Source organism: Leucobacter triazinivorans (assembly GCF_004208635.1).
GTDB classification, from domain to species: domain Bacteria; phylum Actinomycetota; class Actinomycetes; order Actinomycetales; family Microbacteriaceae; genus Leucobacter; species Leucobacter triazinivorans.
Genome location: NZ_CP035806.1, coordinates 2,362,608 through 2,389,053 on the forward strand (window position 1 = coordinate 2,362,608; position 26,446 = coordinate 2,389,053).

Below are 26,446 nucleotides of genomic sequence, written 5' to 3' on the forward strand. Positions count from 1 at the left end.
ATGAACGAGCGTGTCACTCGGGTCGGCTTCATCGGCCTGGGCACCATGGGCGACCCCATGTCGAGCAACATCGCGGCCTCGGAGCACTTCGATCTCGCGCTCTTCGACGTGGATCATGCGCGTGCGCGGACTCTCGCCGACCGCATCGGCGCCGTCGCCGTCGACGACATCGCGGAGCTCTCGGACCGCGAGGTGATCGTGACGATGCTGCCGACGAGCGCGATCGTGCACCGGGCCCTCATCGACGACTCCGGCCGACCGCGCATCCCCGCCCGGCCCGGGACCGTGTTCGTCGACATGAGCTCTTCGGACCCCACGGAGACGGTGGAGACGGGTGAAGCGCTGAGCCGGGCTGGGTACGCCATGGTCGATGCGCCGGTCTCCGGCGCCCGGGAGCGCGCGGTGCAGGGGACGCTGTCGATCATGCTCGGCGCCGACGACGAGGGGGCCGCGGAGCGGGCGATCCCGGTGATCGAGGCGATGAGCTCGCGCATCTTCCGCACCGGCCGGCTCGGAACCGGTCATGCGATGAAAGCCTTGAACAACTTCGTCGCGGCGGCCGCGTTCACCGCGTCGGCCGAGGCCCTCGTCGCGGGCGGGCGCTTCGGTCTCGACCCGGCGGTCATGGTCGAGGTGCTCGACGCCTCGACGGGCCAGAGCTTCGTCACGACGCACGTCCTGCCGGACCATATCGTGGAGGGACGATACGCCAGCGGATTCGCCCTGCCGCTCTTCACGAAGGATGTGCGGATCGCGCAGCGGGTGCAGCGGGCCGCGGGCCACGACGCGCCCGTCTGCGATGCCGTGGCGGCGACGATGGGCGACGCCCTCGACGCGCTCGGCGACGTGGACCACACCCGCGCCCTCGACTTCTGGCGGGACCGGTAGGAGCAGCCGTGGGAGTCTCGGCAGAATCAGGAGCATCGGTCTTCGACCGCCGGCTCACGCAGTGCGGCGCGGTACTCGGCGTCATCGCAGCGGGCGCGCTCGTGGTGCTCATGCTCGCGACGGTGATCGACGTGCTCGTGCGCTGGATCACCCGGGCGAGTCTCCCGGGCATGATGGAGATCGCGGAGACCGCGCTCGTCGCCTCGGTCTTCCTCGGTCTCGCGTGGACTTCGATCCAGGGCGGCCATGTCGCGGTCACCATCGTCACCGATCGGCTGAAGCCCGGCATCGCTCGGCTCGCATCGGTGCTCATCTGGGCGCTGAACACCGTGATCCTCGGCTGGATGTCCGCGGCGCTCATCCTGCGGGCCGCGCAGTCGACGAGCATGAACGAGACCCGATTCGGTCTCGTGCAGTGGCCGATCTGGCCGCTGCGCTGGATCATCGCGATCGGGGTGCTGTTCTGGGCGTTCGTGGCGATCGTCAACCTCGTCCGGGTGGTCCGGGGCCGAACGGCCTACGGAGAGTCCGTGGAGGGGGCGTCGGATGCGTAGCGCCCGCTTCCCGTCCGTCTCGCAGACCAGGAGGTCCTCATGCTCGTCACGCTGATCGTGCTCACGATCGTCGTCCTGCTCATCGTGCTCCTCATGCTGCGCATGCCGGTCGCGCTCTCGCTCGCCCTCTCGGGCGCGCTGGGACTCGGGATCCTGCAGGGCACCGGCTACACCACGAACGTGCTCGGATCGGTGCCGTTCAGCGCCACGGCGAGCTTCTCGCTGACGATCATCCCCATGTTCATCCTCATGGGCATGTTCGCGATGCGGGCCCGGATCGCGGAGCACGTGTTCGCCGTCGCGAACCACATGGTGAGCCGGTTCCCCGGCGGCCTCGGCGTCGCCACGGTCATGGCCTGCGCGGGCTTCTCGGCGGTCTCAGGCTCGAGCATCGGGACGGCCGCCACCATGTCGAAGCTGTCGGTCGGCCAGATGCGGGCGTACGGGTATCCGGCCGCGCTCGCCACCGGCATCGTGGCCATCGCAGGCACGCTCGGGGTCGTGATCCCTCCGAGCACCTTCCTCGTGCTCTACGCCATCATGACGGGCGAATCGGTCGCCCAGATCCTCGCCGCAGGCATCATTCCGGGCCTGCTCTCGGCTCTCGGCTACATCGTGTACATCCTGGTCGTGGGTCATCGGCAGATCGTGCGTCCGGACGCCACGCTCGCCGATGCGGTCGCCGGGGCCCGAGCCGATGCCGCAGGGGCCGCCCGGAAGAGCTCCGGCGGCTCGGCAGGCGCCGGAGCGGGCGAGGCGCAGCTGCCTCCCGGCACGCCCGACACCGAGGCGGTGCAGCAGGTCTACGGGCGCACACTGCGCACCCTCCCGTGGCGCGGCCTCGTGCGCCTGTGCGTGATCTTCCTGATCATCCTCGGGGGAATGTTCTCCGGAGTGTTCACGTCGACCGAGTCGGCCGCGATCGCCGCGTTCGTCGCTCTAGTGATCCTGCTCTGGGAGTTCCGCCGCGATGGGTGGTCGACGATGTGGGGCAACGTGAAGGGCGCGTTGCTCGACACGGCGCAGACCACGTCCATGGTATTCATGATCCTCGTCGGGTCGAGCGTGTTCTCCACGTTCCTCATTGCCGCCCACGTGCCCGACACCGTCACCGCCTGGGTGGCGGGGCTCGACGTGCCTCCGCTCCTCACGATCGGGCTGCTGCTCCTGCTGCTGCTGCCGCTCGGCGCCGCCCTCGATGAGATATCGGTCCTGATCATCACGATCCCGATCATCTATCCGATCGCGATGGAGCTCGGATTCCACGGGATCTGGCTCGGTCTGATGATCGTCAAGCTCACGGCGATCGGCATGGTGACGCCACCGGTCGGCATGACCTGCTTCGTGGTGTCGGGCGCGACCGGGATCCGCACGGAGACCGTCTTCAAGGGGGTGCTGCCGCTGATGCTCATGGACGTCGTGGTGTCGGCGATCCTCTTCTTCGTGCCCGCGATCACCCTGTTCCTCCCCGCGCTCGTCGCGCAGGGAGCCGGTTGACGGTTCCTGCGCGAACGCCTCACCCGCCTGCGCCGCTCGCCAACGACACCGCTCGGGCGCCGCTGAACAATGAACACATACTCGCGCCGCACGGCAGCGGGAAACCGAGAAAGGACGACGATGTTCTCCACACCACACCACCCCGGGCGGTTCAGCCGCATGACCGGCGCCGTTGCGCTCGCCGCGGTCGCGGGCCTTGCGCTGGCAGGATGCTCGGGCATCAACAGCTCTGCCGCGGGCGAGGGCGACGGCTCCGGTGAAACGGTCACCTGGACGCTCGTCACCGGAGCGCAGGCCGACACCCCGAACGCGGCCGTGCAGAACTGGTTCCTCGACCGGGTCGAAGAGGCGACCGACGGCCGGATCAGCTTCGAGCGCACGGCGACCGAGGCGCTCTGCAAGGCCCCGGAGGTCGCCGACTGCGTGCGCGACGGTCGCGCGCAGATCGGCGTGACGGTGCCCGACTACACCCCGCAGTACTTCCCCTCCACCAGCATGGTGAGCATTCCGTTCCTGAGCCAGAATGCGCAGGCCGCGATGCAGTCGATCTACGACCTGCACGAGGACTACGCGCCGGCGCAGGCGATCATGGAGCGCAACGGCCTGCACCACGTGGCGACCTGGCCGGTCGGCCGCTTCCTGCTCGGCGGTCACGAGCCGATCGAGAGCGTCGCGCAGTTCCAGGGCGCCCAGGTGCGGGTCTCCGGGCCCATCATCCAGCAGGCGATCGGCGACCAGGGCGCGAACATCGTGGCGGTCACGGCTCCCGAAACGTACGAGGCGGTCGAGCGCGGAGTCGTGTCGACCATCGGCGGCGCCATCGACTTCCCGGTGAACTATGGGCTCATGGAACTGCTGCCCGACTGGACCGACCCCGGGATCGGCCAGTACTCGACGTTCGGCATGTGGGTGAATGCCGAGGCCTACGATGCGCTTCCCGATGACCTGCGCGAGCAGTTCGACCAGATCGCCGAAGAGCTGAACACCGGCGCGGGCATCGCCGCGTTCAACGAGGTCGCGGCAGGCCAGTGCCAGCAGATGCAGGACGCCCCGACGGTCGAGTCGCTGAACGCGTGGGACGAGGCGGACACGCAGGCGTGGCAGGACGCGCTCGGTGATTCCGGCCAGGAGATGTGGATCGAGCTCGCCACGGAGCAGGGCCTCGAGGACGCGGAGGGCGTGCTCGAGCGGTACATCGCCGGGCTCGAGACGTACGACGACGCGGCCTACGACGACGCGACGGTCGCCTGCGTGGCGTCGTTCGAGAACCGCTGATCCGCGAACGAGTCGATAGGAGTGATGAGATGACGGAGAACGCGCTGTTGGACGCGGTCACGGTGGATGCGGATTCGGGACGTCCGATCCCGGATGCTGCGACGGGTGAGACGATCGGATTTGCGCCGGTGCAGTCGGTGGCGGACCTCGACGAGGCCGTGGATGCGGCCCGGGCGGCACAGATCGAATGGGCGCGCCTGGGACACGAGGAGCGGTCTCGGGTCCTGCGCCTCGCGGCAGAAGAGATCGAGACGCATGCCGAGGAACTCGCTGGAGTGATCGCGCGTGAGCAGGGCAAGCCGCTGAACGGCGCGGGTGCCCGGTTCGAGGCCGCCGGATGCGCGGTGTGGGTGCGGAACGCGGCGGATACGGTGATCGAGCCCGAGGTGCTGTTCGAGGCCGAGGGCACGCGCTCGGAGATGCACTACGTGCCGTTGGGTGTGGTTGCGGCCATAGGACCCTGGAACTGGCCGGCACTGATTGGGATCTGGCAGATCGCTCCGGCATTGCGGATGGGCAACGCAGTGGTCGTAAAGCCGAGCAGCTATACGCCGTTGAGTGTGCTCGCGGTGGTCGAGCTCATGAACCGGCACCTGCCGGACGGGCTACTCGCGGTGGTGTCGGGCAGCCGTGAGGTGGGTGCCGCCATTGCGCGGCATCCGGGGATCGACAAGGTGATGTTCACGGGGTCCACGGAGACCGGGCGGGAGATCGTGCGGAGTTCTGCGGAGAATCTGGCGCGACTGACACTGGAGCTCGGCGGCAATGATCCGGGAATCGTGCTGCCCGGTGCAGATGCGCGAGCGATCGCGGAGAGCCTCTTCTGGGGGATCTTCATCAACACGGGGCAGACATGCGCGGCGCTGAAGCGGTTGTACGTGCACGACTCGGTGCACGACGCTGTGGTTGCGGAACTCCAGGCGCTCGCCGAGTCGACCCCGATGGGTCCCGGCACCGGGGAGGAGAACCTGCTCGGCCCGCTGACGACGCCGCAGCAGTTCGAGATCGTCGCGCGCCTCGTGGACGACGCCCGGGCTCGTGGCGCGAAGATCGTCACGGGGGGCGAGCCGGCTCCGGAACTCGGCGCGCACTTCTATCGCACCACGATCGTGACGGATATCGAGGACGGGGCGGCGCTGGTCGATGAGGAGCAGTTCGGGCCGGTCATCCCGGTGATCCGGTACTCGGACCTGGAGGATGCGATCGCTCGGGCGAACGCGTCGGAGCAGGGCCTCGGGGCGTCGGTTTGGGGGGACCCTGTTCAGGCGCGCGAGGTGGCCGAGCGCATCGAGGCGGGGACCGTGTGGATCAATCAGCACGGCACGCTCAACCCGATGGTGCCCTTCGGAGGAGTGAAGGCCTCCGGCTACGGGCTGGAGTTCGGTGCGCACGGATTGCAGGCGGTGGCCGCACCCAAGGTCATCACCGTGTGAGCTTCGACCGTGCGCGGCGGCGGGGCGCTGCCCTGCCGCCGCGCGCTCCTCTACTTATTCGGATCAGCCGCATTTGATCTGCAACTCAATCCGTTTGACTCGTGCATTGACACCCGCCGATGATGTGTGTGGTCCTCGCGCAGTCGTGCAGAGGGCGTCACAACGGACAAGGGAGTCTGCAATGTCCACGACGGCACCGATCCGCCCTCGCCGCGAAGGCCGGCGCGTCGCGATCGCGACCATGGTCGGCACCACCATCGAGTGGTACGACTTCTTCATCTACGCGAACACGGCGGCGCTCGTGTTCGCTCAGCTCTTCTTCGAGCCGCTCGGGGCTCAGGCGGCGCTGCTGGTCTCGTTCGCGACGGTCGGCATCAGCTTCCTGTTCCGCCCGCTCGGAGCCATCGTCGCCGGGCACCTCGGCGACCGCGTCGGTCGCCGGGCCATGCTGGTGATGACGCTCGTGCTCATGGGTGCTGCGACGACGCTGATCGGGCTGCTGCCGACGTACGCGGCCGCGGGCATCGTCGCCCCGATCCTGCTCGTGCTCCTGCGCATCGTGCAGGGCTTCTCCGCAGGTGGAGAGTGGGGCGGCGCCGCGCTGATGGCCGTCGAACACGCCCCCGACGGAAAGCGCGGGCTGTTCGGCTCGGCGCCCCAACTCGGTGTGCCCTTCGGCATGCTGCTCGCCTCGGGCGTGCTGGCGATCACCACCGCGGTATTCGGCCCGGATGGGTTCCTCGAGTTCGGCTGGCGGATCCCATTCCTCGTCGGCGTCGTGCTGCTGGTCGTCGGCTTCATCATCCGCCGCTCGGTCGAGGAGAGCCCGGTCTTCCTGGAACTGCGCGAGAGCAAGGCCCGCTCCAAGATGCCGCTCGTGGAACTGCTGAGGAAGCACTGGTGGCTCGTCATCCTCGTGGCCCTCACCTTCGCCGGCAACAACGCGGCGGGCTACATGTCGACCGGCGGCTATGTGCTCTCCTACGCCACGACCGTGCACGGCATGGATCGCACCCAGATCCTGTGGTGCGTGACGCTGGCCTCTGCGGTATGGGCCTGCACCACGCTCTTCGGCGGCTGGCTGTCCGACCGCTGGCGCAGCCGCCGCAAGGTGTACCTGGTCGGCTACGCGCTGCAGATCCTGTGGGCGTTCCCGCTCTTCTTGCTGGTCGATACGCAGATCGTCGTGATGATCGCGATCTCGCTCTCCGCATGGATGGTCTCCACCGGACTCACCTACGGCCCGCAGGCCGCGTACTTCGCCGAGATCTTCCCATCGCGTGTACGCTATTCCGGCGTCTCGCTCTCGTACGCGCTCGGCGCGATCCTCGGCGGTGCGTTCGCGCCCACGATCGCCACCTGGCTGCAGCAGAGCACCGGCTGGATCGGTTCGGTCTCGATCTATCTCGCGCTCATGGCCGCGGTATCGATCGCCGCTGTGCTCGTGATCAAGGACCGCTGGGGGGCACCGCTCATCGAGCGCGAGGACTCCGCGCCCCGGGAGCCCGTCGCTGCGCACTGAGCGGCGCGCGTCACACAGGCCAGGCGACGCCCCGCGCGAATTCGATGAGGGCGCGGGTCCGCGCGGGGACCGGCCGGTCGGGCGCCCAGATCATATCGATCGCGACGGGTCGTACCGCCGGCACGATCGTCTTCGCGACGAGGGGCAGCCCCTCGTAGCTGTTCGGATTCGCGACGCGGGAGACCAGGATTCCGTAGCCGAGCCCACGCGCGACGAGCGTGCGTACCACCTCGTAGCCTGCGGTGCGGTGCCGGATGCGCGGACGGAGGCCGTGCTCGGCGAACACCGAGAGCGTGTGCTCGCTGGAGGGCGGGGCGTCGAGCAGGATCAGGTCGTCGTCCACCAGTTCTTCGAGCCGAACCGTCGTGCGGCCGGCCAGCGGATGGTCGGCCGCGAGCAGTGCGTGCGCCTGCAGCTCGTACAGCCGGACGCGTTCGGTGTCGCCGGGCACGAGCATGTCGTACACGAAGGCGACGTCGATGCGGCCGGAGGCGAGATCCTCGGCCAGCCGGTCCTGCGTCGCCTCTCGGATCGAGAGCTCGACCTCCGGGTGCAGTGCCGCGAAGTCCTGCAGCAGCGGTGGCAGGATCGCGGGTGCGAGCGTGGGGTAGCAGCCGATCACCACCGGACCCGACAGCCGCCCGCCGCCGCCGACCGATCGATGCAGTTCCTCTGCCTCCGCGAGCATGCGCCGTGCGGTGAGGACGAGCTGCTCGCCCGCCGGCGTGAGCGTGAGCCCGTGGGCGCGGCGTCGCACGCAGAGGCGTTCGCGCAGCGCCGACTCGAGCTCGGTGATGGCGTCGGACATCGCGGAGGGGGAGATGCGCAGCGCCGCGGAGGCCCCCGTGATCGTGCCCTCGTCGGCTGCGGCGACGAAGTATGCGAGCTGCCGCAGCGTGAACGCCGGAAGCGGCGTGCTGAGCGGATCGGTCATGCCGACCCTGCGTCGCACTGCTGCGGCGGCCTCGCCGATCGGGTGCGCCGAAAGACGCGGTCTAGCTTCATGCGCTCCATTATCCCATCTAATCGAATTATCAATGCAGATAATTCCGCTTTTCCTTCCGTTATGCGGCACGCATACTCGGAGGCGTCCGGCTGTTCAGAACGACGAGGTGTGCAATGACGAGCAACGAGGCTCCGGTCGCGGACTGGGTGACCATCCCCGACCTCTACCGCGACCCCTTTCCCATCTACGAGCGGCTGCGCGCGGAGGGCGGCGTGCACTGGGTTCCGCAGGTGGGCCGCTACCTGATCACCTCGTACGAGGCGGTGCACGAGACCGAGCTCGATCAAGAGGTCTTCTCCGCCGATGAGCAGGGGTCGCTGCAGATCCGAGCCATGGGGCACTCGATGCTGCGCCGCGACGATCCCGAGCACTACGTCGAGCGAAAGGCCTGGCAGCCCGCGCTCAGGCCGGGAGCGGTGCAGCGCATCTGGAAGTCGAAGTTCGAGCGTAACGCCGAGCGCTACCTGGAGGAGCTCGTCGCGAGGGGGCCGGGCGCCGACCTGATCTGGGACTTCGCCGCCCCGTTCGCCGCGGAGAGCCTGCGCGAGCTCATCGGCCTGCACAACGCCACGCAGCAGGACCTGCAGCGGTGGTCGCAGACCATGATCGACGCCACCGGCAACTATGCCGACGATCCCGAGGTGTGGGCACTCGGCAAGCAGTCCTTCGACGAGGTCGACGCCGCGCTCGACGAGATGCTCGTGTGGCACGCCGCGAACCCGAATGAGTCGCTGCTGTCGCAGCTGCTGCAGATCCCCGACTACCGGATGCCCCTCGACCGCATCCGGGCCAACGTCAAGATGACGATCGGCGGCGGGCTCAACGAGCCGCGCGACGCACTCGGCGTGGCGGCCTGGGGCCTCCTGACCCACCCGGAGCAGCGGGCCGCCGTCGATCGGGATCCGTCGCTCTGGCACGCGGTCTTCGACGAGACGATTCGCTGGGTGGCGCCCATCGGGCTCTACTCGCGCCAGGCGACGCGGGATACCGAGCTCGCCGGGGTGCGGCTGCCCGCCGGAGCCCGGCTGGGCATCTGCATTCTCTCGGCCAATCGCGACGAGCGCGTCTGGGCGCGGCCCGCGGACTTCGACATTCGCCGCGAGGCGAAACCGCATCTCGCGTTCGGGAAGGGCGTGCACGTCTGCCTCGGGGCATGGGCCGCCCGCGCCGAGGTCGCCGAGGTCGCACTTCCGCTGCTCTTCTCGTCGCTCGAGGGGCTCTCGCTCGTCGACGAGGATCCCGCGGAGATCGGCGGGTGGGTGTTCCGGGGCATGCTGAAGCTGCCCGTGACGTGGAACGGCCGCAGAACCGTCGCACCCGAGGCTCGCGATCGCGACGCCGCCGCGCCCCGCGTCGCCGTCGTGGGTTCCGGCCCCGCCGGGAGTTTCACAGCGCAAGCGCTGCGCCGCACGTTCCCCGCCGCGCCGATCGACGTGTTCGACGAGCTTCCCACCCCCTACGGGCTCGTGCGCTACGGTGTCGCGGCCGACCATCAGGGCACGAAGGCCGTGGCGCGCCAGTTCGACCGGCTCTTCAGCGAGGAGGGAGTGCGGTTCCGCGGCAACTGCCGGCTCGGCGTCGACGTCGCGCTCGAAGAACTCGAGCGGGCGTACGACGTGGTGGTGCTCGCCACGGGCATGCACTGCGATGCCCGCCTGCCCGTACCCGGGGCGACGCTCGCTCGTGTGCGCGGGGCCGGCGCCGTCACCCGATTCCTCAACGGTCACCCCGATGAGGCTGCGCCCGACCCCCTGGGCGAGCAGGTCGTCGTGGTGGGGCACGGCAATGTGGCGATGGATCTCGCGCGACTCGTCGCGCGGGACGCCGCCGGGCTCGAGGGCTCGGACATCGACGACGCCGCGCACGGGCGCTTCACCGACGGCGTGCGCACCGTGCACCTCGTCGGGCGGAGCGCCCCGGCAGATGCGAAGTTCGACCCGGTGATGGTGCGTGAGCTCGCCGGCCTGCAGGGTGTGCGCCACGTGGTGCACGGCGCGGGCGAGCTCTCCGATGACGGCCGCGACGCCCGCATCGACGCCGTTCGGGCGCTCATCGCGGGGGGAGACGCCACCGACGAGCCTCGCGTCAGCGTCGAGTGGTGGTTCGGACTGGCGCCGGAGCGCCTCGAGGGTGACGAGCGGGTGGAAGCCGCGGTGTTCCGCGGTCCGGACGGCGAGGTGCGGATCCCCGCGTCGGACGTCGTGACGGCGATCGGCTTCACAGCCGACGAGGGCAGCCCGGTCGAGCCGGGCTCGCACCCTGACGGTCGCGTTTCGCCCGGGCTCTACACTGCCGGGTGGCTGCGCCGTGGGCCTCGCGGGACGATCCCCGACCAGCGCGCCGATGCGCGCGAGCTCGCCCGCATCGTCGCGGCGGATCTGCAGTCCGGCGCCGTCACGGTGGGGGCTCCGGGGCTGCCCGGGGTGGAGGGCGAGACCGACTTCGACGGCTGGCGCCGCATCGACATGCGAGAGCGGCTCACGGCGGCTCCGGGCCGCGAGCGTGCGAAGCTGCCGAGCCGAGAAGCGCAACTCGCGGCGGCGCGAGACGAGCACCTCGAGCTGCCGCCGCTACGGACGGCGGCATCCGCGGAGATCGGGGCGGGGGTGCCGACGACCATCCTCTTCGGCACCGAGTCGGGCGGCGCCGAGCTGGTCGCCGACGAGCTCGCGCGGATGCTGGGAGCAGACGCCGATGTCGAGGTGCGCGATCTCGCCGAGACGACTGCGGCCGGGCTCGATCCCGCCCGCCTGCACCTGCTCGTCTGCGCGACCTACGGCGACGGCGAAGTGCCGGGCGCGGCGCAGCCCTTCCACCGGGAACTGTGCGTGGAGCGGCCCGACCTGAGCGGCGTGCGCTATGCCGTGTTCGGGATGGGCGACCGCAGCTACGACCGCACGTACTCGCGCGGCAGCGAGCTGGTCGACGAGGCGCTGCAGGCCTGCGGCGCCTCACGGCTGGGGGAGTACGGGCGGCACGACGCGGGCGGGTCCATTTCCGCCGCTGACGCGGCGCGGGACTGGGCTGCGGGGGTCTTCGCAGAGGTGTCGGCCGCGACGGTCGGGCGGTAGCCGTCGCTGCGGGGGCTGCGGGGCCCGCGGCGCGCAGGCGATCCATGCTCAGGAGGACGAGATCCTCGGCCCTTGTCCTCCTGGAGGCGGATCGCCCGTCTGAGCGGCGGCGAGGGAGCGGTCGAGCGGACCGAAGCCCGCGTCTACCCGATCGCGGCGAACCGCTCGACGTCGGTGGCGGTGCCGCTCACGATGATGAGATCGTGCGGTGAGATCACCGTCTCCTCGGTGGCGTGCGTGAACGGCTGGCCCGGCGTCTTCACCCCGACCACGGTCACCCGGTAGCGGGTGCGTACGCCGCTCTCGCGGAGCGACCGGCCGCGGATGGAGCGCGGCGGGTACATCTTCGCGATCACGTAGTTGTTGTCGAACTGGATGAAGTCGAGCATGCTGCCGCTCAGCAGGTGGGCGACGCGCTCGCCGGCCTCCCGCTCCGGGTAGATCACGTGGTTGACCCCGATGCGCTCGAGGATCTTGCCGTGCGAGCTCGAGATCGCCTTCGCCCAGATCTGGGGGATTCCGAGATCGACGAGGTTCGCGGCGATGAGCACACTCGCCTCGATCGACGCGCCCGTCGCCACCACCGCGATCTGGAACTCCTCCGCGCCGATCTGCTTGAGCGCGTTCATGGAGCGCGCGTCGGCCTGCACCGCGTGGGTCACGCGGTCGGCCCACTTCTGCACGAGCTGCGCATCGGTGTCCACCACCAGCACCTCACGATCCTGGCGGTCCAATTGCCCCGCGGTCGCGGCGCCGAAGCGTCCGAGTCCGATGACGAGAACCGGGGCGTCACTGCGAATATCGACCAATGATCGGCCTTTCCTCTGAGTATCCGAATCGACTGGGGCGGTTGGCGGCGGCGATGCGCGTGCCCGGGTCCGACTGCTCCGCAGAGAACTTCGTCGAGAGTCCGCAGATGTCGAACGCCGAGATGACCTCGAAGAGTATCACGTCCGGCGAGGCGCCGGCGAGCCGCGGCAGTGCGATTGACGCGCGGCGGGCGCGGCGGGCGCGGCGGGCGCGGTGCGTGCGATGGTCGCGTTCCGGATGGTGCATCGGCACGGAGGCCGGTTCGGCGACCCTCGGCCCGATCCTCGGCCCGATCCTCGGCCCGGTTCTCGGCCCGCCCCGCGGCGCTGTTGCCGTCGGCGGTGGGAAAAGAGCGGCCGCTGCGGCTAACCTTGAGATCATGCCAGATATTTTCGGAGTCATCGCCGACGCCACCCGGCGCGACATCTTGCGAGTGCTGCTCGAGCGCTTTCAACAGGACGCCGAGATCAGCGTGTCCGAGATCGTCGGGCAGTTGGAGATCAGCCAGCCCACCGTCTCCAAGCATCTCAAGGTGCTGCGCGAAGCCGAACTGGTGAGCGTGCGCGAGGAGGGTCAGCACCGCTATTACACCCTCGATCCCGAGCCGCTCGAGATGGTGGAGGACTTCGTGATCCCGTTCCTCTCGGCCGGTTTCGACACCGAGGTGACCGTGGAGTATCTCTCCGAGGAGGGCGAGCGCGTGCCCGGCCCCGACGGCGATGACTCGTTCGACGACGAGGAGGTGCTCTCGGAGGAGGCGGCGGCGGCGGCCGAGCGCATCGGCCGCGCTGCGGCCCGCGCCGAGCACCGGGTCAAGGAGCTGGTCGCCCGGTTTCGGCTGAAAGGCTGAGCGGCGCGCGAAGACGCGATTTCCTGCAGCGCTCGATACGGTGTAAAATCAGTGTTTTGTGGGCCACGATCCCGTTCGGCCCGAGAGACGTTGTGAGGTGACCGTGGGTTCAGTTATTAAGAAGCGCCGCAAGCGCATGTCGAAGAAGAAGCACCGTAAGCTGCTTCGGAAGACGCGTCACCAGCGTCGCAACAAGAAGTAGTCGACGCGGGTCACCGCGATCGAGTCGGGCGTCGGGCGTGAGCCTGGCGCCTTTTCTTGTGCCTGCGACAGCTTCGGGGCGCCCGCTCCGCTCCCGTCCCGCCCCGTTTCTCGCAACGCTGAGTTCGCGCGCCAGTAGGTGCGGCCTCGTGCGACTTTTGGCAGCAACTTGTGACGCGCGACGGATTCGGAGTTTGGAGGGCGCGAGGGATCCGGGGCGGCGCAGCGCGCTACACTGATCGATCGTGACGGTCGTGCAACTCACCCTCATCGGCAAGCCGGGATGCCATCTCTGCGATGACGCGCGCGAGACCATCGCCCGCGTGCGTGCCGAACTCGCCGAGCGGGGAGTCGCGACCGAGCTGCGCGAGCTCGACATCCTCGCCGATGCGCAGCTCGCACGTCGCCACGCGGAGGACATCCCCGTGGTGCAGATCGATGGGCGCAGGCACGCCATCTGGCGCGTCGATCCCGAGCGCCTGTCCGCGGCGATCGAGAAGGCCGCCGCCCCACCTCGAATCATCCCCTGGAGGACGCGCTCATGACCCTGCGCCACATCGTCAGCTGGAAGTTCGTCGGCGAGACGCCGCAGGAGCGCGACGCGCACGCGGCCGAGGCCGTCGCCGCGATCGCCCCGCTGCGCGACTCGGTGCCCTCCGTGCGCGCGCTCTCGCTGCACCGCAACGAGCTCTTCGACGGCGAGAACTTCGACCTCACGCTCATCGCCGATTTCGACGACGCCGAGGGGCTCGCCGCGTACGCCGCTCATCCGCTGCACCTGCCGGTGACCGCGCTCATGAAGCGCATCACCGCGGGACGCACGGCCACCGACTTCACGGTCTGACGCGCCCCGCGGTCGGCGCTCGGATCGCTCCGTAGCGCTTCTGCTCCGCCTCGTCAAGGCGATCGTCCTCTCCGCGCATCCGGCCTATCGTGGCTGGCACCCGATGGTGGAACGCGCCAGGTGACACGAGCCAGGAGGAGGAACGAACGCATGACTGGATCCGAGCGAGGCAACACGACGCACGGGCCCCGGCTCGACGAGGAGATGGAGCAGGAGAGCCGCGGCATGGTGCAGGGGCACGGCGCCCCGCACGCCGAACCCTTCCGGGAGACGGAGCCGTTGCCCGATGACACCGACCCCGAGGAGGTCGAACGCGCCTTCCGCGGCGATCGAGGGGAGGAGCAGGCATGAGCGGCGACCGAGGACTCGCCGAGCTGCTCGCCCAGCCGGGCCCGTGGACCGTCGCCTATGTCGACGGAACGGGCGGAGAGCCCCAGACGGTGGAGGAGGCGAGGCAGGAGCGCGCCGTGCGGCGTCTCGACGACGCCGGCGCTCCCGAGAACGATCGTCGGGCCGTCGAGCGCGCGCTGCGCGACGCGGCCGGAGTGCCGAGCCCGTCGGCGCGCTACCTGCTGGTGCGCGACGGCACGGTGGTGATCGACGAGTGGATCGCGGCGCCGCGACGGGGGCCGGAGGTGTTCGCCCACGGCTCGGTGCCCGTGATCAGCCCCCTGCTGCGCCACCGGGGGCGGGCTCCTCGCTTTCTCGTGGTGGAGACCACGCGCGACGGAGCCGACCTTCGCCTCGAGCGAGCCGGGCGAGCGGACGCCGAGCAGGAGGAGAGCATCGCGGGGAGCACCGACGCCCTGCCCAAGGTGCAGGCCGGCGGGTGGTCGCACGCGAGGTGGCAGCGGCACTCCGAGGAGGTGTGGAAGCATAATCAGAGCGAGATCGCGACGGCGGTCGACGCGCTCGTGCGCGAGCATCGTCCCACCTTCATCGCGATGGCCGGAGACCTGCGCGCCCGCCAGCTGCTCCGCGAACGCCTGGCGCCCGAGAGCGCCGGTTTGCTCGTGGAGGTCGAGGCGAACACCCGCGCGGACGGCGCGGATGGCGCGCAGCTCGATCGCGCCATCGCCGACGCGCTCGACGCGCTGAGCAGGCGCCAGATCGAGGAAGCCCTCGACCAGGCCGACGCCGAGGGCGGTGCGCGCCGCGCCGAGGGGATCGCAGAGGTCGTCGATGCGCTGCAGCAGGCGCGCGTCGAGACCCTGCTACTCGACGCGCGCTGGCTCGACGACGATTCCGCGGGGGCGAGCCCGGCGGCCCGCGGCGAGACCCTCGAGGTGCTCGGCGGCGAGCCCTGGGTGGCCCGGGCCGGCGGCGCGCCGGGCGCGGCGGCGTCGCTCGGGCGCGCGCCGTTCGTCGAGGCGCTCGCCCGCGCCGCGGTGCTGACGGGCGCTGAGGTGCGCATCGTCGAGGAGCCGGATCCGGCACCCGGCGTGGAGCGCCCGGAACGGGACGCGCGGGCGCCGATCGCGGTGCTGCGGTGGGCTGACGGGTAGACCCGGCGGCTGCGAGAGGCCGTGCGGGCGCCGGGAGGGAGGCCGTGCGGGCGCCGGGAGGGAGGAGGATCGAGATGCGGGCGGACGAGACGGGCCGCGCGAGCGGCGAAGAAGAGGTCGACGAGCCCGACGGGGTCGACGATGGGCGCCGGGAGAGTCCCAATGAGCGCGCCGATCGCAATTGGAACGAGATCCTGCAGGAACTGCGCGTCGCGCAGACGGGCGCGCAGATCCTCGGCGCGTTTCTCCTCGCGGTGGCCTTCCAGCCGCGCTTCACCGAGCTCGACCGGTATCAGCTGACGCTCTACCTGATCCTCGTGGCGCTCGCGGGTGTCGCCGCGGCACTCGGGCTCGCCCCCGTCAGCCTGCATCGCGCCCACTTCGGCAGGCGCCGCAAGGCGAACGTCGTGCGACTCGGCAGTCGCCTGCTCGCCGCCGATCTGGTGGTGCTGGCGATGCTCGCGGTGGGAGTGACGAGCCTCATCTTCGACTTCACGGTCGGACGAGCTGCGGGCTTTGCAGCGCTGGGGGGCACGGCCGTCGTGGTCGTGCTGCTCTGGGCGATCGTGCCGCGGCTCGGCATCAGGTCGGGATCGGGGTAGGCGGGATCGGAGCGCGGGCGACGCGGGCGTTTGGCGACGCGGGCGTCAGGCGGCGAGCGCGGGCGACGCGGGCGTGCAGCGCCGCCGAGTGGAGCTCCGAGGATCAGTCCGGGGGATCGATCGACACGTGATCCTCGTCGTCGGGATCCGGGTCGCTCGTGCGGCCGGCCGCGCGAGCGTCGGCCTGCGTCTCGAAGGCGTCGGCGCCCTCCTCGGGTGCGAGATCGGGATCGCCCGGATCCTCCGCCGCGTGCTTGCCGGCCGCGCGAGGCGGATCCGCGGCGTCCGGGCCCTCCTGGCCGGCGTCGCCGGCGGTCGGCACGGACTCGTCGACGGAGTCCGGGGCGGTCGCGGTCGGCGTGCTCGCGTCCCGGTTCGGTTCACTTCCGCCGCCAAGGCGGTCGGGATCCTCCTGCGTGCGGTGCGAATTCATGGTGGGCACCTCCTCATCGCTCCCGAAGCTACCCGAGCGCGTCGCCTCGCGCGCCGGGGTTGTCGGTCGGGACTGAGTTTGCTAGCGCATCGTCCGGGGCAGACCGGACTGTGCTCGCATCGTGTATCTGCATCCGGCGATGTCCCTGGATTCCCTCGGCGACGAAGACGATGTGCGAGCGAGCGCGCAAGCTCGTGGATATGGTGACCGCGGCCGGCGCCTCTGTCGCTTCGAGCGCATCGGCGATCCGTTCAGCTGCGTCGTTCCCGATCACCGCCTGGTCCGCGAGATCTGAGAGCATGGTCACCGTCACCCCTCGTGATCGGGCTCGCTCGACGGCGCTGATCAGCCGCGGATGCTGCAGGCGGTGCGCGCGAATGCGGTCGCGCACGGCGGATTCGACGAGCATCGCTTCGGTGAGTGATGCCTCGTCCAACGCGGCGCTGTCGCGCAGCCGAAGAAGGGAAGGGCGGACCTGCCTCCCGATCGCATCGAGTTCGTTCTGGTATCGGATTGCGGCGGCGTTGACGGCGGCGATGCGGCGCTCGGATTCCGCGGTCGCCGAACGATGCCGGCGTTCGCGCGCTACGATCCCGCGGAGCGCCCACCGCCAGATGAAGCTGAGTATCAGTGCAGTTGTGGGAATGGTGAGCATCGGGATCACCGCGTCGTGCGGTTGCGACGTGGACACGGCCCAGACGATGACGCAGAGGGCCTGCACGATGCTGGCGCAGAGGCCGACGATCGTGTTCCCCCGAGCCACCTGCAGCGCGGTCAGATAGCTCGCAAAGTTGACGAGCCAGGTGCTCTCGCTTCCGTCGGACGACACGAGGATCAACGCAGTGGCAGAGATCGCGAGGATCGGCACCGCCAGTGCGCGGGCGCCGGTAAGGGGAGTATCGCGCGGGTCGGTCAGAGCGAAGACGCCACCGAGTGCGAACAGATGGGCGAGAACCGCCAACGGCGGTGGCGCGGTGAATGACGAATCGATCAGCCAGGATGCGGTGACGCAGACCCATGCGAGAACGATCGTCCACCGCGCCGCCGGTGTGGCAAGGCCGGACGCGCCGGTACCGCGTGCCGTTTCCACGGCTGCGCCTGAGCCTTGGACTGGGGCTCCGGTCTTCTCGGCCCGTGCGGGGGGCCGATTCATGGTCTCCACGTCAGTTGTACCTCCGTGCCGGTTCCCGGACTGGACTGCACCTCGGCTCGGCCCCCGATCTCGCTCATGCGCCCGACGATGCTGTGAGCGACTCCCATGCGCCCGCGCACAGCTGCGTTTTCGATGACAGCGGGGCTGAGCCCGATGCCATCGTCCCGCACGACCGCTTCGATCCCGCCATCGCTGATGCTCACTTCGATCGCGATGCGCTCGGCGCCCGAGTGGTGCTTCGCGTTCCTGAGCGCTTCGACGATGGCCGAGGAGACCTGGACGAACACCGAGGCCGGCATGGGGGAACCATCTCCTCGAGCTGCGAAGGCGGCCTCCGGAGCCACACGGGCGAGGTGCTGCTGCAGCTGCGCGAGCGCCGGCTCGGTTTCGAGAAGACCGCCTTCCGGTTCGGTTCGGGCTGCATCGAGGACCACCAGGGCGCGCTTCGCCTCGTCGCGCAGCACGTCTGGGATGGACCCGCGGAGCATCGTCGCGGCGGTGAGCACGGAGAGCACCTCGTCGTGGACGACCCGTCCGAGTCTCGTGCGGCGCATGTTCTCGGCATCGACCTGAGCGCTTCTCGCCGCGGCCTCACGAGTCCGGGCCTCGCTCTCATGGAGGGCGGCGAGTCGGCCTCGGATGCCGAGGAATATGGCCACGAAGGCCACATTGCTCACGTGAGGAGGTGTGGCTTCGGCGACGGCCGTCGGAACGGAGCCTGTGAACACCCAGGCGGACAGGGCCACGCTGAGACCCGAGAGCACGGTGATGGCGAAGACGAAGGGGGTGCGGAGAACGAGTACCAGGAGGCTCACCGCTGCGGCTTCGAGAGACCAGACCCAGGGGAGTGCGGATCCTCCCGGAACTCGGTACGCGCCGTAGGAGAGGAATTGCAGAGTCAGCACGAGTGCGGGGACCGCCAGCCAGAGAAACGTCAGGAATCGCATCGGTATGCGACGGCCGAATACGGCCAGTCCGATGAAGGCGCACGCCGCCGTGCCCGCCGCGACCGTCCACCACGGCGCGAAGTCGTCCGCCTGCGCGACCGCCAGGCCGGCTCGCGCACTGAGGAATACGAGTGCGCACAGGGCGATCAGCCAGCCGGTCTGTCGATCTGCCCGTTCGGTAGCATGACGGTCCGGGCGCATCAGTCGTGCTGCTCCACGAGCCCGTCTTCGACGGCGCGGCGGAACAGGTCGACCTTGGTCGGGGCGGGACGGTCGACCGAGGCATATTTTCCACGGATGCGGCGGATGTGATCGAGAACGGTCTCACGCGAGATGTGCAGGGCCGAGCCCACGCGATCCGCGGTCTCACCGGATGCGTAGAGGCCGAGCACCTCTGCCTCCCGGTCGGTCAGCTGTGCGCTCACGAAATCCCGATCTTCGTTGAGCGCGGCGGCCCAGTCCGGTGTGGCAATGGGCTTGCCCTGCAGCACCGAGAGCACTGTCGACACGATGACCGTGGGCGTCTCCGACTTTCTGATCATTCCGGACACCCCGGCCCGGGCTGCCGCACGGACCAGTTCGGGTCGGTCGCCCCCTGTGTACGCGATGATGGGCACGCCGAGTCTGCGCAGCACTTTGACATTGTCCGCAGGCGTCGAGTCATCGGCGAGCTGCAGATCGAGCAGTACGAGATCGAAGCGGACTTCGGCCTCGACCAGGTCTCGGGCTGTCCGGGCCGATCTCACGAGCCTGAGTCCCGGGTGCGAATTGATGATGGCGGTCGTGCCGAATACCACGGCAGGATGGTCGTCGACCATACCGATTCGTGCGCTCATACGTGTCCCCTTCGACAGCGGTGGGCCCCTTACCCACGGAGTGTCTTCTTCGAGCAGCAGCGCGTCCCCCCGGCGCGTCGGGCGGCCCGAGCCCGAGACTCGAGCCAGGGAGAGCTGCCCTCATCATAGTGAGCCGTTCGTAGCCTTGGGAAGGCTCCCCGTCGGCAGCGCCGGGATGCTCTGCGTGCGGCACAGCATCCCGGCGCTGTCTGGACCGCCGGGCGGATGTTACGAGGGAGAGGGCCCGGCGGACGACCTGCGGCGCCTTCGGGGTGAGGGGATAGAAGGCATCGCCGGTGCGAGCCGGAGTTCCCCGAAGGTGCGGCTCCAGACGCGCATTCACGATTGAATCAGTCGACTGGACCCCGCGCCAGGCGCTCCCCCAGAACCAGGGGTGCCCACGCCCCATCTCGCGTGCGAAGAACTGCGGACCTGAGAGATGCCGGAAGATCCAGCGTCTCCTGAACCGACGAGGCGGGTGGCCTCCGCAGCGACCGGCTCATCCTGTCCTCGCGATGGCTTCGCAAGAGCGGGAACCCAAGTGCGTTGCACGTAACTTCTGCTCTCACGCAGCACCCCCCTATAAGTGGGGGAATGTCTGGAGAACGCTCGATGTCGAGCGCCGGCTCGCGCAGACTTGCTGAGGTTGTCGGCCCATCGGGGCCGCGGATCACTCTGGGTGAAGGCTTTGCAATGCACGACGCCGCATGACGCAGAGGGATCACGAAGAAAACACATTCGAGACTGGAAGGTCATTTCCACGATGACACGTGCGGTACATCGCCTATCCCATACCGGGGGCTATCGGCATGTCTCCAAGAATCGGATCTGGGTGGCGATTGTCGCCGTTGTGATGCTGGCGATCGGGCTCCTCTCTCCCGCGCAGGCGCATGCAGATGCGAGTTCGCAACCGACGCTGAGCATTGCCGCGCTCACGCCCGCCACGCAAGCCTCCGGTGTCGCGTTCAATTACAGCATCTCCTACGGCTGCAGCAATGTGAACGCCGATCCGTGCGCCACCGATCCAGTCATTACGATTCCGCTCGGCGATGCCGCCGATCTGCCGATCCAGGTCGGCGCGAACCCGATGATCGTGGACTGGGAAGTCGACAGCGCCGGAAATCTGATCATTCGACTCGATGACCTCGTGCAGGGCACGTCCGGCGTGATCGGGTTCACCATCACCCCGCCGAACCAGACCACGCCCGATGGTACGAGCTGGACGCTTGCGCCGACCATGACCTTCAGCGACGACACGCCGACGGTGAACGCACCGGGTGTGACCTCCACCGCCACCGCCGCCGCCTCGCTGGATCTGACGAAGACCGCGAACGTCGGGTACTTCCACCCCGGAGACGTGGTCGTCTACTCTCTCGCGTGGGACTGCCCGACTGCCGGTTGGGGGTACGGTGCTGAAGACCTCACGCAGTTGGTTCTCTCAGATACGCTTCCCGCCGGGCTCACCTACGTGTCGAGCTCGCCGAGCGGTGCGGTCGTATCCGGACAGACGGTGACCTTCACGTTCTCCGCGGCGCAACTCGGCGACCGTTGCTCGAAGGGATCCGGAACCGCTGCGCCGGTCACGATCAGCGCCCAAGTCGACGCGAGCATTCCCGACGCGACGGTGATCGAGAATACGGCGACGGCTACGGGGACGTCTCTGAGCGGTGCCACCGTCACCGATTCGAGCAGCGACGACATCACCGTGGTTGACACGATTCCTGGTGCGACGACATCGAAACTCGGCATCGGGCCCCTGCTGAACTCGGTGGGGGATTACCAGAAGGACTACAACCTGAACGGGTATCGATCCGCGACCTACCCCGGCCCGTGGCTCGGGCTCGGTGCGGCAGCTCAGCCGTCGAGCAGCTTCCATCTGACGCCACTTCCGAACGGAACCAATGATGCGCTCATGTTTCGAATCGAAGCGATGTATCAGCTCGATATCCAGCAGGGCCAGCCGGGCGTCGAGTTGACCCTGACCGACCCCATGCCCTGCACCACGAACGTGTCGGGTGCTGCGTATTCGAGCTACCCCGCCGGCGGAGCTCTCTGCACGGATCCCGCCTTCCACCCGACGCTCGTCACCGTGAGGACCCCGGCCGATGTCGGTCGAGTAGGCATTCCTGAGAGTCTCGTGGTCAATGCTCGCCTCACCGACGGCACGGTCGTCGCACTGACGCTGCAAGCCTCCTCGGGGTCGGCGCCGAACGGTGCAACTGTTCGCACCTATCGTGTGCCCGACAGCGTGGTGGGTCAGGTCGCGGAGATCTCCATCCCGCGTACCGCGGGGATGACCAACACCAGGACACAGGTCTTGATCGGCGGCTACGTCGACGAAGACCGGAATGCCGGTGATCTGATCCGCAATCAGGGAACGGTCGAGTCCTTCGTCCCGGAGGAGTCCTCGCCATACGCGGCATCACTGACCTCCATCGGCACCATCTACGTCAAGGAAGGCCCCCAGATCGGTGCCAAGAAGGCGTACTCGACGACGAGCAAATCGTTCACGCTCACCTCGGAGGTCTTCCTCTCCGGTGAGACGACCGGCGACTTGACGTTCACCGATACCCTCCCGGCGGGATGGGCCGTCGATGGGCCGATCAGCGTGGACGTGGCGCAGTACACTCCGCTCGGATACGTCAATGACATCGACACGACGACCTCGGTCGCCGCGGACCCCAGCACAGGGCGTACGACGCTGACCGTCGTCGTGACCGCGGAGACGATCAATTCGCTCTTGGATTCGGGTCTCGGCGAACGGTTCCGATTCGAGGTGAATGTGCCCTCGAAGGCCCCGTCGCCCGGAAGCTACAGCAACACGGTTTCGGTGAACCTGTCGGACCCCGGGACCCAGAGCATGTGTCTCCAGGGGACCGCAGTGTCCGGGCTGAGCGGTGCTGACTTCACCTGCCGTGCCACGACGTCGTTCGTCGTGAATCCAGACCCGACCTCGGAGGCCGTGCAGGTCGTCAAGTCTGTGCGGGGCAGCAATGACACCTCGTTCAAGACGTTCCCGGCGATCGGGTACGTCGAGGGCACCGGCGGTACCGCGACATTCCGTCTGGACTGGACGAACAAGAGCATCGCATCGATGACCGACGTGGTCGTCTACGACCTGCTGCCGACACCCGGAGACACGGGCACGATACCGACGACGGTCGACCAGCAGCGCGGCAGCACGTTCGAACCGACATTGGCGAGCATCGCTCCGCTCCCGGCAGGGATCTCCGCCTACTATTCCGTCTCGGACAATCCGTGTCGCCCGGAGGTGCTGCCCAATGCCGATAATCCTGGCTGCGTCGACGACTGGACAGCGATGCCGGCGAGCCCGTCTGCGGCGCTCTTGCAGCAGATCACGGCGCTGAAATTCGTTTCGAGTCAGACCTATGCGTTCAACACCGGGTTCCGCATCGAGATCAATATGACCACGCCCAGTGGCATCACCGATTCCGACATCGCCTGGAATACGTTCGCAGCATCGCAGACGAACGCGGACAGCGGTCAGGTACTCCCTGCGGTGGAGGCCGCTCGAGTGGGCGTGGCGCATAAGGACTACTCCCATATCACCATCGATAAGGTCGTCGACCAGGCGCAGGCGCACGTCGGCGAGGAGCTCACGTACACGGTGACCGCTGTCAACGATGGCGGTCGAGACCTCTCGAACATCACGCTCCGAGACACGCTGCCCGACGGAGTCGATTTCGTGGGTGCGAGCGATGGAGGCACGCATGCCGCCGGGGTCGTCACCTGGCAGCTCGCCGCGATGCCGCTCGGTCAGGTGTTCGCCTTCACCGTCACTGTCACGATCGCTGAAGGCAACACCGTGCCCGAAGGCGAAGACGGTGTGGTTCTCGTGAACCGCTGGGGTGTTGACGGCCCGACTCCGGTCACCCCGTTGAATCCATGCCCCGAGCCGAACGACGCGAACGAGTCGTGCGCGACAACGGAGATTCTCGGCGCTCTGCAATGGTCGAAGGTCACCACTACCGGTGCGCTCCTCGCCGGTTCCGAGTGGACCCTGCAGCAGATCGACGGCGCGGGAGAACCTACCGGAGACCTGATCGCAATCACCGACTGCGAAGAAGCCACCTGTGCAGGCCCCGACCAGGATCCCGAGCCCGGGACGTTCCTGATCGTCGGTCTCGACCCGGGCACGTACCAGCTGATCGAGACTCGTGCGCCCTTCGGCTATGTGCTCGATAGCTCCCCGCACTCCGTCGACGTGCTGTCCAGCACAGCAATCACCGTGATGGACGGAATCGTCAACGAGCAGCAGCCGGGGTTGAACATCCCGTTGACCGGCGGGGTCGGCACTGTCCCGATCGTGTTGGGTGGCGTGGTTGCTGGTGCTGTTGCGTTGCTGCTCGTGCTGGTTCGGCGGAGGAGGGTTGCGGTGTAGCGCGGTTCATCCGGGTGTTTGGTTCTTGATCACTGGTTTTGTAGTTCATAAGAGAAAGGGGCTTGACCTCATGCAGGCAAGCACGACTAGGCGTCGTATCGCCACTATGGTGAGCGCGGCGGCGCTCGGCCTTACTGTACTCGTCGGTTCCTCGGCTGCTGCGATCGCGGCGCCGCAGGATTTCGGGAATATCGATCCGGACCGTACGGGGTCTGTGACGGTGCATAAGTTCCTCAATCAGTCGGGGACGGCGTCGGGGGACATCAGCGAGGCGCCTGCTGCGGGCGACTTCGCTGATCCGGTGGCGGACGTCGAGTTCACCGTCTATCCGCTGCTCGAGTCGGGTTCGCCGCTCGATCTGACTGTGCCGGAGAACTGGGACGGGCTCGATGCTCTGGTCCCGGGTGCCGGTTGCACCGCTCCGAGCGGGTTCACGTTGGGTGCGCCGGTCGAGATGCCGTTGACGGTTGCCGATGGTTCGTCGACTGTTGCTCTGCCGGTTGGTCTGTACCAGGTGTGTGAGACGGCGGCTCCGGCGAATATCATCGAGCGGGCGCTTCCGTTCATTCTGACGATCCCGATGCCGCATGAGGGCGGTTGGGTGTATGACGCCCACGCGTACCCGAAGAACGGTGCGGGTTCGATCGATAAGACCATCACTCCGCAGGAGGATTTCGGTCTTGGCTCGGTGGTTGAGTTTCCCGTGACGGTTCCGGTGTCGCGGATGGCGCAGGAGTGGATCGGGTTCGCGATCAGGGACACCCTGGATGATCGGCTTGTTCCGGTGGCGGCCGGTGACATCGTCGTGACTGCTGATGGTGCCGCGCTCGATCCGGCTTTCTACGAGATCGAGATCGTCGGTCAGCAGATCACGATGGAATTCACCGCGGCGGGTCTTGCCTGGCTCAACGAGGGTCCGAATGCGCATGTCGGCACGGAGATCCAGGTGGTCTTCGCCGGCACCGTGATCGAGGTCGGTGATGGGGTCATTCCGAACACCGCACAGTTCTGGCCGAACAATCCGGGGTTTGATGCGAACACGCAGCCGCCGCTGCCGTCGCCCGAGGTGCGCACCAACTGGGGTGATCTGGAGATCGTGAAGCGTGCAGCCGGGACCACTGGTGCTGAGGGCACGCTGGAGGGCGCTGTGTTCGAGATCTATGCGGCGGAGGATCCGTATGCTGCTGACTGCTCGACCGCGGTTGCGACGGGTGACCCGGTCGTGGTCGATGGCGCGACCAGCTTCACCTCGGATGCGTCCGGTGTGATCTCGCTTTCGGGGCTCTTCGTCAGCGACAGCGTCAACCCGGTGATCGACAATCCTCAGCGCTGCTACGTGCTGAAGGAGACCGCGGCCCCGGCCGGGTACGTGCTCCCTGCTGATGTGTTCACCCCGGTCGCCGTGCTGATCGGCGACACCGTCTCGGACGATGTCGAGATCGAGAACACCCAGCAGGAGGTGCCCGAGCTGCCGCTGACGGGTGCGGCCGGACAGGTGCTTCTCATCGCCGGTGGCGCTGCGGCCCTGGCCGTCGCGGCCGGGCTCATGCTGATGCGCCGGCGCCAGGCGCAGACGACTCGATAGTCTCCAGGCCCTCGGGGCGGTGGTTCCGGCGCATTGCCGGAGCATCACCGCCCCGTCGGCCTGTCCGGCATCCATCATGGCGAGAGCAGAGGTTGGATCATGCGCAGTGTGCGTGAGACCCCGGTGAGGCGTCGCTGGCGTCCGGGCGTGCTGACCTCCGCGATTGCGGTCCTGGCGCTCGCGGGATTGGTCGCCGGCTTGTACCCGATGACGGCGGCGTGGATCTCGTCGTACAACCAGTCCCGTGTCATCGAGAGATCCCACGGGCAGCTCGAGCGCTTGCAGCCCAGCGCGACGGAACAACTCGATCTCGCCCGCGAGTACAACAGTGCGCTCACCGCGGGTGTGGAGCTGCAGGCTGGAGCGAATGTGCCGATCGGGGCTGGAAACGTGACCGACACCGAACTCGTCTACGCCGATATGCTCAGGGCCGATGGCAATGGTCTGATGGGGCGGGTGAAGATCCCGGCCATCGATGTGGATCTACCGATCTATCACGGCACCGACGAGGCGACGCTGCTGCGCGGCGCCGGTCATCTCGAAGGATCGCATCTGCCGGTCGGCGGGGTCGGCACAAGAACCGTGGTCACCGCCCATCGCGGGCTCGCGAACTCGACGATGTTCACGCACCTCGATCGGGTGGAGCCCGGAGACACGTTCTCGATCGAGGTGCTCGGCGAGACGCTGGTGTACCGCGTCTTCGACGTGCAGGTCATCGATCCCGACGACAGCGGCACCCTGCGTGCGGTCCCCGGAGCAGACCTCGCGACGCTGATCACCTGCACGCCGCTGGGAATCAACTCGCACCGCATCGTCGTAACGGGCGAGCGCGTCACACCCACTCCGGCGGCGGCCCTCGAAGACGCCGGTAAGTCCCCGAGAGTGCCGGGGTTTCCCTGGTGGGCGGTACTCGGGTCAGGTGGTGTCGTGCTCGTGGGCGCGTACGTCGCGCGGCGCGGGTTCCTCGACGTGCAGACCCATCGGGTGCCGACCCCGAACGAATAGCACACGAACCGGGCCCCCGCGGTCGCC

The 26,446-nt window shown here is 68.3% G+C and carries 24 protein-coding genes; 17 read left to right on the top strand and 7 right to left on the bottom strand.

What is annotated here, in order from left to right; all coding sequences use genetic code 11:
• From EVS81_RS10750 to EVS81_RS10775, 6 genes are all read left to right on the top strand, one after another.
• A complete protein-coding gene (locus EVS81_RS10750) occupies positions 1-888 on the top strand; it encodes an NAD(P)-dependent oxidoreductase (protein WP_130110381.1) in 888 nt (295 codons plus the stop codon).
• 8 nt (positions 889-896) lie between these two features.
• Positions 897-1,442 (top strand): TRAP transporter small permease, encoded by a 546-nt coding sequence (locus EVS81_RS10755; protein ID WP_130110382.1) that lies wholly within the window; start codon positions 897-899, stop codon positions 1,440-1,442.
• 39 nt (positions 1,443-1,481) lie between these two features.
• Positions 1,482-2,939 carry a TRAP transporter large permease gene (locus tag EVS81_RS10760; protein WP_130110383.1) on the top strand — a complete coding sequence of 486 codons (1,458 nt, stop codon included), beginning with the start codon at positions 1,482-1,484 and terminating at the stop codon, positions 2,937-2,939.
• 120 nt (positions 2,940-3,059) lie between these two features.
• Positions 3,060-4,214, top strand: coding sequence for a TRAP transporter substrate-binding protein DctP (dctP, locus tag EVS81_RS10765; protein WP_165384247.1), 1,155 nt, complete (start codon positions 3,060-3,062; stop codon positions 4,212-4,214).
• Positions 4,215-4,243: 29 nt separating this feature from the next.
• Positions 4,244-5,647, top strand: a complete 1,404-nt coding sequence (locus EVS81_RS10770; protein ID WP_130110385.1) for an aldehyde dehydrogenase family protein — start codon at positions 4,244-4,246, stop codon at positions 5,645-5,647.
• Between the two features lie 181 nt (positions 5,648-5,828).
• A complete protein-coding gene (locus EVS81_RS10775) occupies positions 5,829-7,169 on the top strand; it encodes an MFS transporter (protein ID WP_130110386.1) in 1,341 nt (446 codons plus the stop codon).
• Between the two features lie 10 nt (positions 7,170-7,179).
• Here EVS81_RS10775 and EVS81_RS10780 read toward each other — a convergent pair whose 3' ends face one another.
• Positions 7,180-8,103: a LysR substrate-binding domain-containing protein gene (locus EVS81_RS10780; protein ID WP_130110387.1), complete on the bottom strand. Its 924-nt coding sequence runs from the start codon at positions 8,101-8,103 to the stop codon at positions 7,180-7,182.
• A gap of 185 nt (positions 8,104-8,288) precedes the next feature.
• Between EVS81_RS10780 and EVS81_RS10785 the strand changes: the two genes are divergently transcribed.
• Positions 8,289-11,246 carry a cytochrome P450 gene (locus EVS81_RS10785; RefSeq protein WP_130110388.1) on the top strand — a complete coding sequence of 986 codons (2,958 nt, stop codon included), beginning with the start codon at positions 8,289-8,291 and terminating at the stop codon, positions 11,244-11,246.
• 143 nt (positions 11,247-11,389) lie between these two features.
• On the opposite strand, the gene EVS81_RS10790 is transcribed toward EVS81_RS10785, so the two are convergent.
• Entirely contained in the window at positions 11,390-12,055 is a 666-nt protein-coding gene (locus EVS81_RS10790; RefSeq protein ID WP_130110389.1) for a potassium channel family protein, read from the bottom strand.
• Positions 12,036-12,308 carry a hypothetical protein gene (locus tag EVS81_RS10795; RefSeq protein WP_130110390.1) on the bottom strand — a complete coding sequence of 91 codons (273 nt, stop codon included), beginning with the start codon at positions 12,306-12,308 and terminating at the stop codon, positions 12,036-12,038. Before EVS81_RS10795 ends, EVS81_RS10790 begins: the two co-directional genes overlap by 20 nt.
• A 127-nt stretch (positions 12,309-12,435) precedes the next feature.
• Between EVS81_RS10795 and EVS81_RS10800 the strand changes: the two genes are divergently transcribed.
• The 7 genes from EVS81_RS10800 (at position 12,436) to EVS81_RS10830 (ending at position 16,058) form a co-directional block, all read left to right on the top strand.
• Positions 12,436-12,906, top strand: coding sequence for an ArsR/SmtB family transcription factor (locus EVS81_RS10800; RefSeq protein ID WP_130110391.1), 471 nt, complete (start codon positions 12,436-12,438; stop codon positions 12,904-12,906).
• 103 nt (positions 12,907-13,009) lie between these two features.
• Positions 13,010-13,108 (top strand): 30S ribosomal protein bS22, encoded by a 99-nt coding sequence (locus tag EVS81_RS10805; RefSeq protein WP_005504750.1) that lies wholly within the window; start codon positions 13,010-13,012, stop codon positions 13,106-13,108.
• Positions 13,109-13,352: 244 nt separating this feature from the next.
• On the top strand, positions 13,353-13,652 hold the full coding sequence (locus EVS81_RS10810) for a glutaredoxin family protein (protein WP_130110392.1): 300 nt from the start codon (positions 13,353-13,355) through the stop codon (positions 13,650-13,652).
• On the top strand, positions 13,649-13,951 hold the full coding sequence (locus EVS81_RS10815) for a Dabb family protein (protein ID WP_130110393.1): 303 nt from the start codon (positions 13,649-13,651) through the stop codon (positions 13,949-13,951). The genes EVS81_RS10810 and EVS81_RS10815 overlap by 4 nt, the downstream gene beginning before the upstream one ends.
• 150 nt (positions 13,952-14,101) lie before the next feature.
• Positions 14,102-14,302 carry a hypothetical protein gene (locus EVS81_RS10820; protein WP_130110394.1) on the top strand — a complete coding sequence of 67 codons (201 nt, stop codon included), beginning with the start codon at positions 14,102-14,104 and terminating at the stop codon, positions 14,300-14,302.
• The gene (locus EVS81_RS10825; protein ID WP_130110395.1) at positions 14,299-15,456 is read left to right on the top strand and encodes a baeRF2 domain-containing protein; all 1,158 of its coding nucleotides are present in this window, start codon (positions 14,299-14,301) and stop codon (positions 15,454-15,456) included. The genes EVS81_RS10820 and EVS81_RS10825 overlap by 4 nt, the downstream gene beginning before the upstream one ends.
• Positions 15,457-15,530: 74 nt before the next feature.
• A complete protein-coding gene (locus EVS81_RS10830) occupies positions 15,531-16,058 on the top strand; it encodes a DUF6328 family protein (protein ID WP_130110396.1) in 528 nt (175 codons plus the stop codon).
• A gap of 103 nt (positions 16,059-16,161) precedes the next feature.
• On the opposite strand, the gene EVS81_RS10835 is transcribed toward EVS81_RS10830, so the two are convergent.
• From EVS81_RS10835 to EVS81_RS10850, 4 genes are read right to left on the bottom strand one after another with little or no spacing between them, the layout of a single operon-like run.
• Complete coding sequence (locus EVS81_RS10835; RefSeq protein ID WP_130110397.1) at positions 16,162-16,491, bottom strand: hypothetical protein; 330 nt, start codon at positions 16,489-16,491, stop codon at positions 16,162-16,164.
• Between the two features lie 28 nt (positions 16,492-16,519).
• On the bottom strand, positions 16,520-17,581 hold the full coding sequence (locus EVS81_RS10840; protein ID WP_130110398.1) for a hypothetical protein: 1,062 nt from the start codon (positions 17,579-17,581) through the stop codon (positions 16,520-16,522).
• Between the two features lie 59 nt (positions 17,582-17,640).
• A complete protein-coding gene (locus EVS81_RS10845; RefSeq protein WP_130110399.1) occupies positions 17,641-18,792 on the bottom strand; it encodes a sensor histidine kinase in 1,152 nt (383 codons plus the stop codon).
• Positions 18,792-19,427, bottom strand: coding sequence for a response regulator transcription factor (locus EVS81_RS10850; RefSeq protein ID WP_130110400.1), 636 nt, complete (start codon positions 19,425-19,427; stop codon positions 18,792-18,794). The genes EVS81_RS10845 and EVS81_RS10850 overlap by 1 nt, the downstream gene beginning before the upstream one ends.
• Before the next feature lie 646 nt (positions 19,428-20,073).
• Here EVS81_RS10850 and EVS81_RS10855 point away from each other — a divergent pair.
• The 3 genes from EVS81_RS10855 to EVS81_RS10865 all read left to right on the top strand — a co-directional run bounded on the left by EVS81_RS10855 (position 20,074) and on the right by EVS81_RS10865 (position 26,419).
• Positions 20,074-23,829 (top strand): SpaA isopeptide-forming pilin-related protein, encoded by a 3,756-nt coding sequence (locus EVS81_RS10855; protein WP_130110401.1) that lies wholly within the window; start codon positions 20,074-20,076, stop codon positions 23,827-23,829.
• A gap of 70 nt (positions 23,830-23,899) precedes the next feature.
• The gene (locus EVS81_RS10860; RefSeq protein ID WP_130110402.1) at positions 23,900-25,414 is read left to right on the top strand and encodes a SpaH/EbpB family LPXTG-anchored major pilin; all 1,515 of its coding nucleotides are present in this window, start codon (positions 23,900-23,902) and stop codon (positions 25,412-25,414) included.
• Between the two features lie 99 nt (positions 25,415-25,513).
• Positions 25,514-26,419, top strand: a complete 906-nt coding sequence (locus EVS81_RS10865) for a class C sortase (RefSeq protein ID WP_240739816.1) — start codon at positions 25,514-25,516, stop codon at positions 26,417-26,419.
• Positions 26,420-26,446: the final 27 nt, after the last annotated feature.

What these genes read in the sequence shown, in the direction of transcription:
- EVS81_RS10750 (WP_130110381.1), top strand. Translation starts at nt 1, where the DNA reads ATGAACGAGCGTGTCACTCGGGTCGGCTTCATCGGCCTGGGCACCATG.
- EVS81_RS10760 (WP_130110383.1), top strand. Translation starts at nt 1,482, where the DNA reads ATGCTCGTCACGCTGATCGTGCTCACGATCGTCGTCCTGCTCATCGTG.
- dctP (WP_165384247.1), top strand. Translation starts at nt 3,060, where the DNA reads ATGTTCTCCACACCACACCACCCCGGGCGGTTCAGCCGCATGACCGGC.
- EVS81_RS10770 (WP_130110385.1), top strand. Translation starts at nt 4,244, where the DNA reads ATGACGGAGAACGCGCTGTTGGACGCGGTCACGGTGGATGCGGATTCG.
- EVS81_RS10775 (WP_130110386.1), top strand. Translation starts at nt 5,829, where the DNA reads ATGTCCACGACGGCACCGATCCGCCCTCGCCGCGAAGGCCGGCGCGTC.
- EVS81_RS10780 (WP_130110387.1), bottom strand. Translation starts at nt 8,103, where the DNA reads ATGACCGATCCGCTCAGCACGCCGCTTCCGGCGTTCACGCTGCGGCAG.
- EVS81_RS10785 (WP_130110388.1), top strand. Translation starts at nt 8,289, where the DNA reads ATGACGAGCAACGAGGCTCCGGTCGCGGACTGGGTGACCATCCCCGAC.
- EVS81_RS10800 (WP_130110391.1), top strand. Translation starts at nt 12,436, where the DNA reads ATGCCAGATATTTTCGGAGTCATCGCCGACGCCACCCGGCGCGACATC.
- EVS81_RS10815 (WP_130110393.1), top strand. Translation starts at nt 13,649, where the DNA reads ATGACCCTGCGCCACATCGTCAGCTGGAAGTTCGTCGGCGAGACGCCG.
- EVS81_RS10820 (WP_130110394.1), top strand. Translation starts at nt 14,102, where the DNA reads ATGACTGGATCCGAGCGAGGCAACACGACGCACGGGCCCCGGCTCGAC.
- EVS81_RS10825 (WP_130110395.1), top strand. Translation starts at nt 14,299, where the DNA reads ATGAGCGGCGACCGAGGACTCGCCGAGCTGCTCGCCCAGCCGGGCCCG.
- EVS81_RS10830 (WP_130110396.1), top strand. Translation starts at nt 15,531, where the DNA reads ATGCGGGCGGACGAGACGGGCCGCGCGAGCGGCGAAGAAGAGGTCGAC.
- EVS81_RS10835 (WP_130110397.1), bottom strand. Translation starts at nt 16,491, where the DNA reads ATGAATTCGCACCGCACGCAGGAGGATCCCGACCGCCTTGGCGGCGGA.
- EVS81_RS10845 (WP_130110399.1), bottom strand. Translation starts at nt 18,792, where the DNA reads ATGCGCCCGGACCGTCATGCTACCGAACGGGCAGATCGACAGACCGGC.
- EVS81_RS10850 (WP_130110400.1), bottom strand. Translation starts at nt 19,427, where the DNA reads ATGAGCGCACGAATCGGTATGGTCGACGACCATCCTGCCGTGGTATTC.
- EVS81_RS10860 (WP_130110402.1), top strand. Translation starts at nt 23,900, where the DNA reads ATGCAGGCAAGCACGACTAGGCGTCGTATCGCCACTATGGTGAGCGCG.
- EVS81_RS10865 (WP_240739816.1), top strand. Translation starts at nt 25,514, where the DNA reads ATGCGCAGTGTGCGTGAGACCCCGGTGAGGCGTCGCTGGCGTCCGGGC.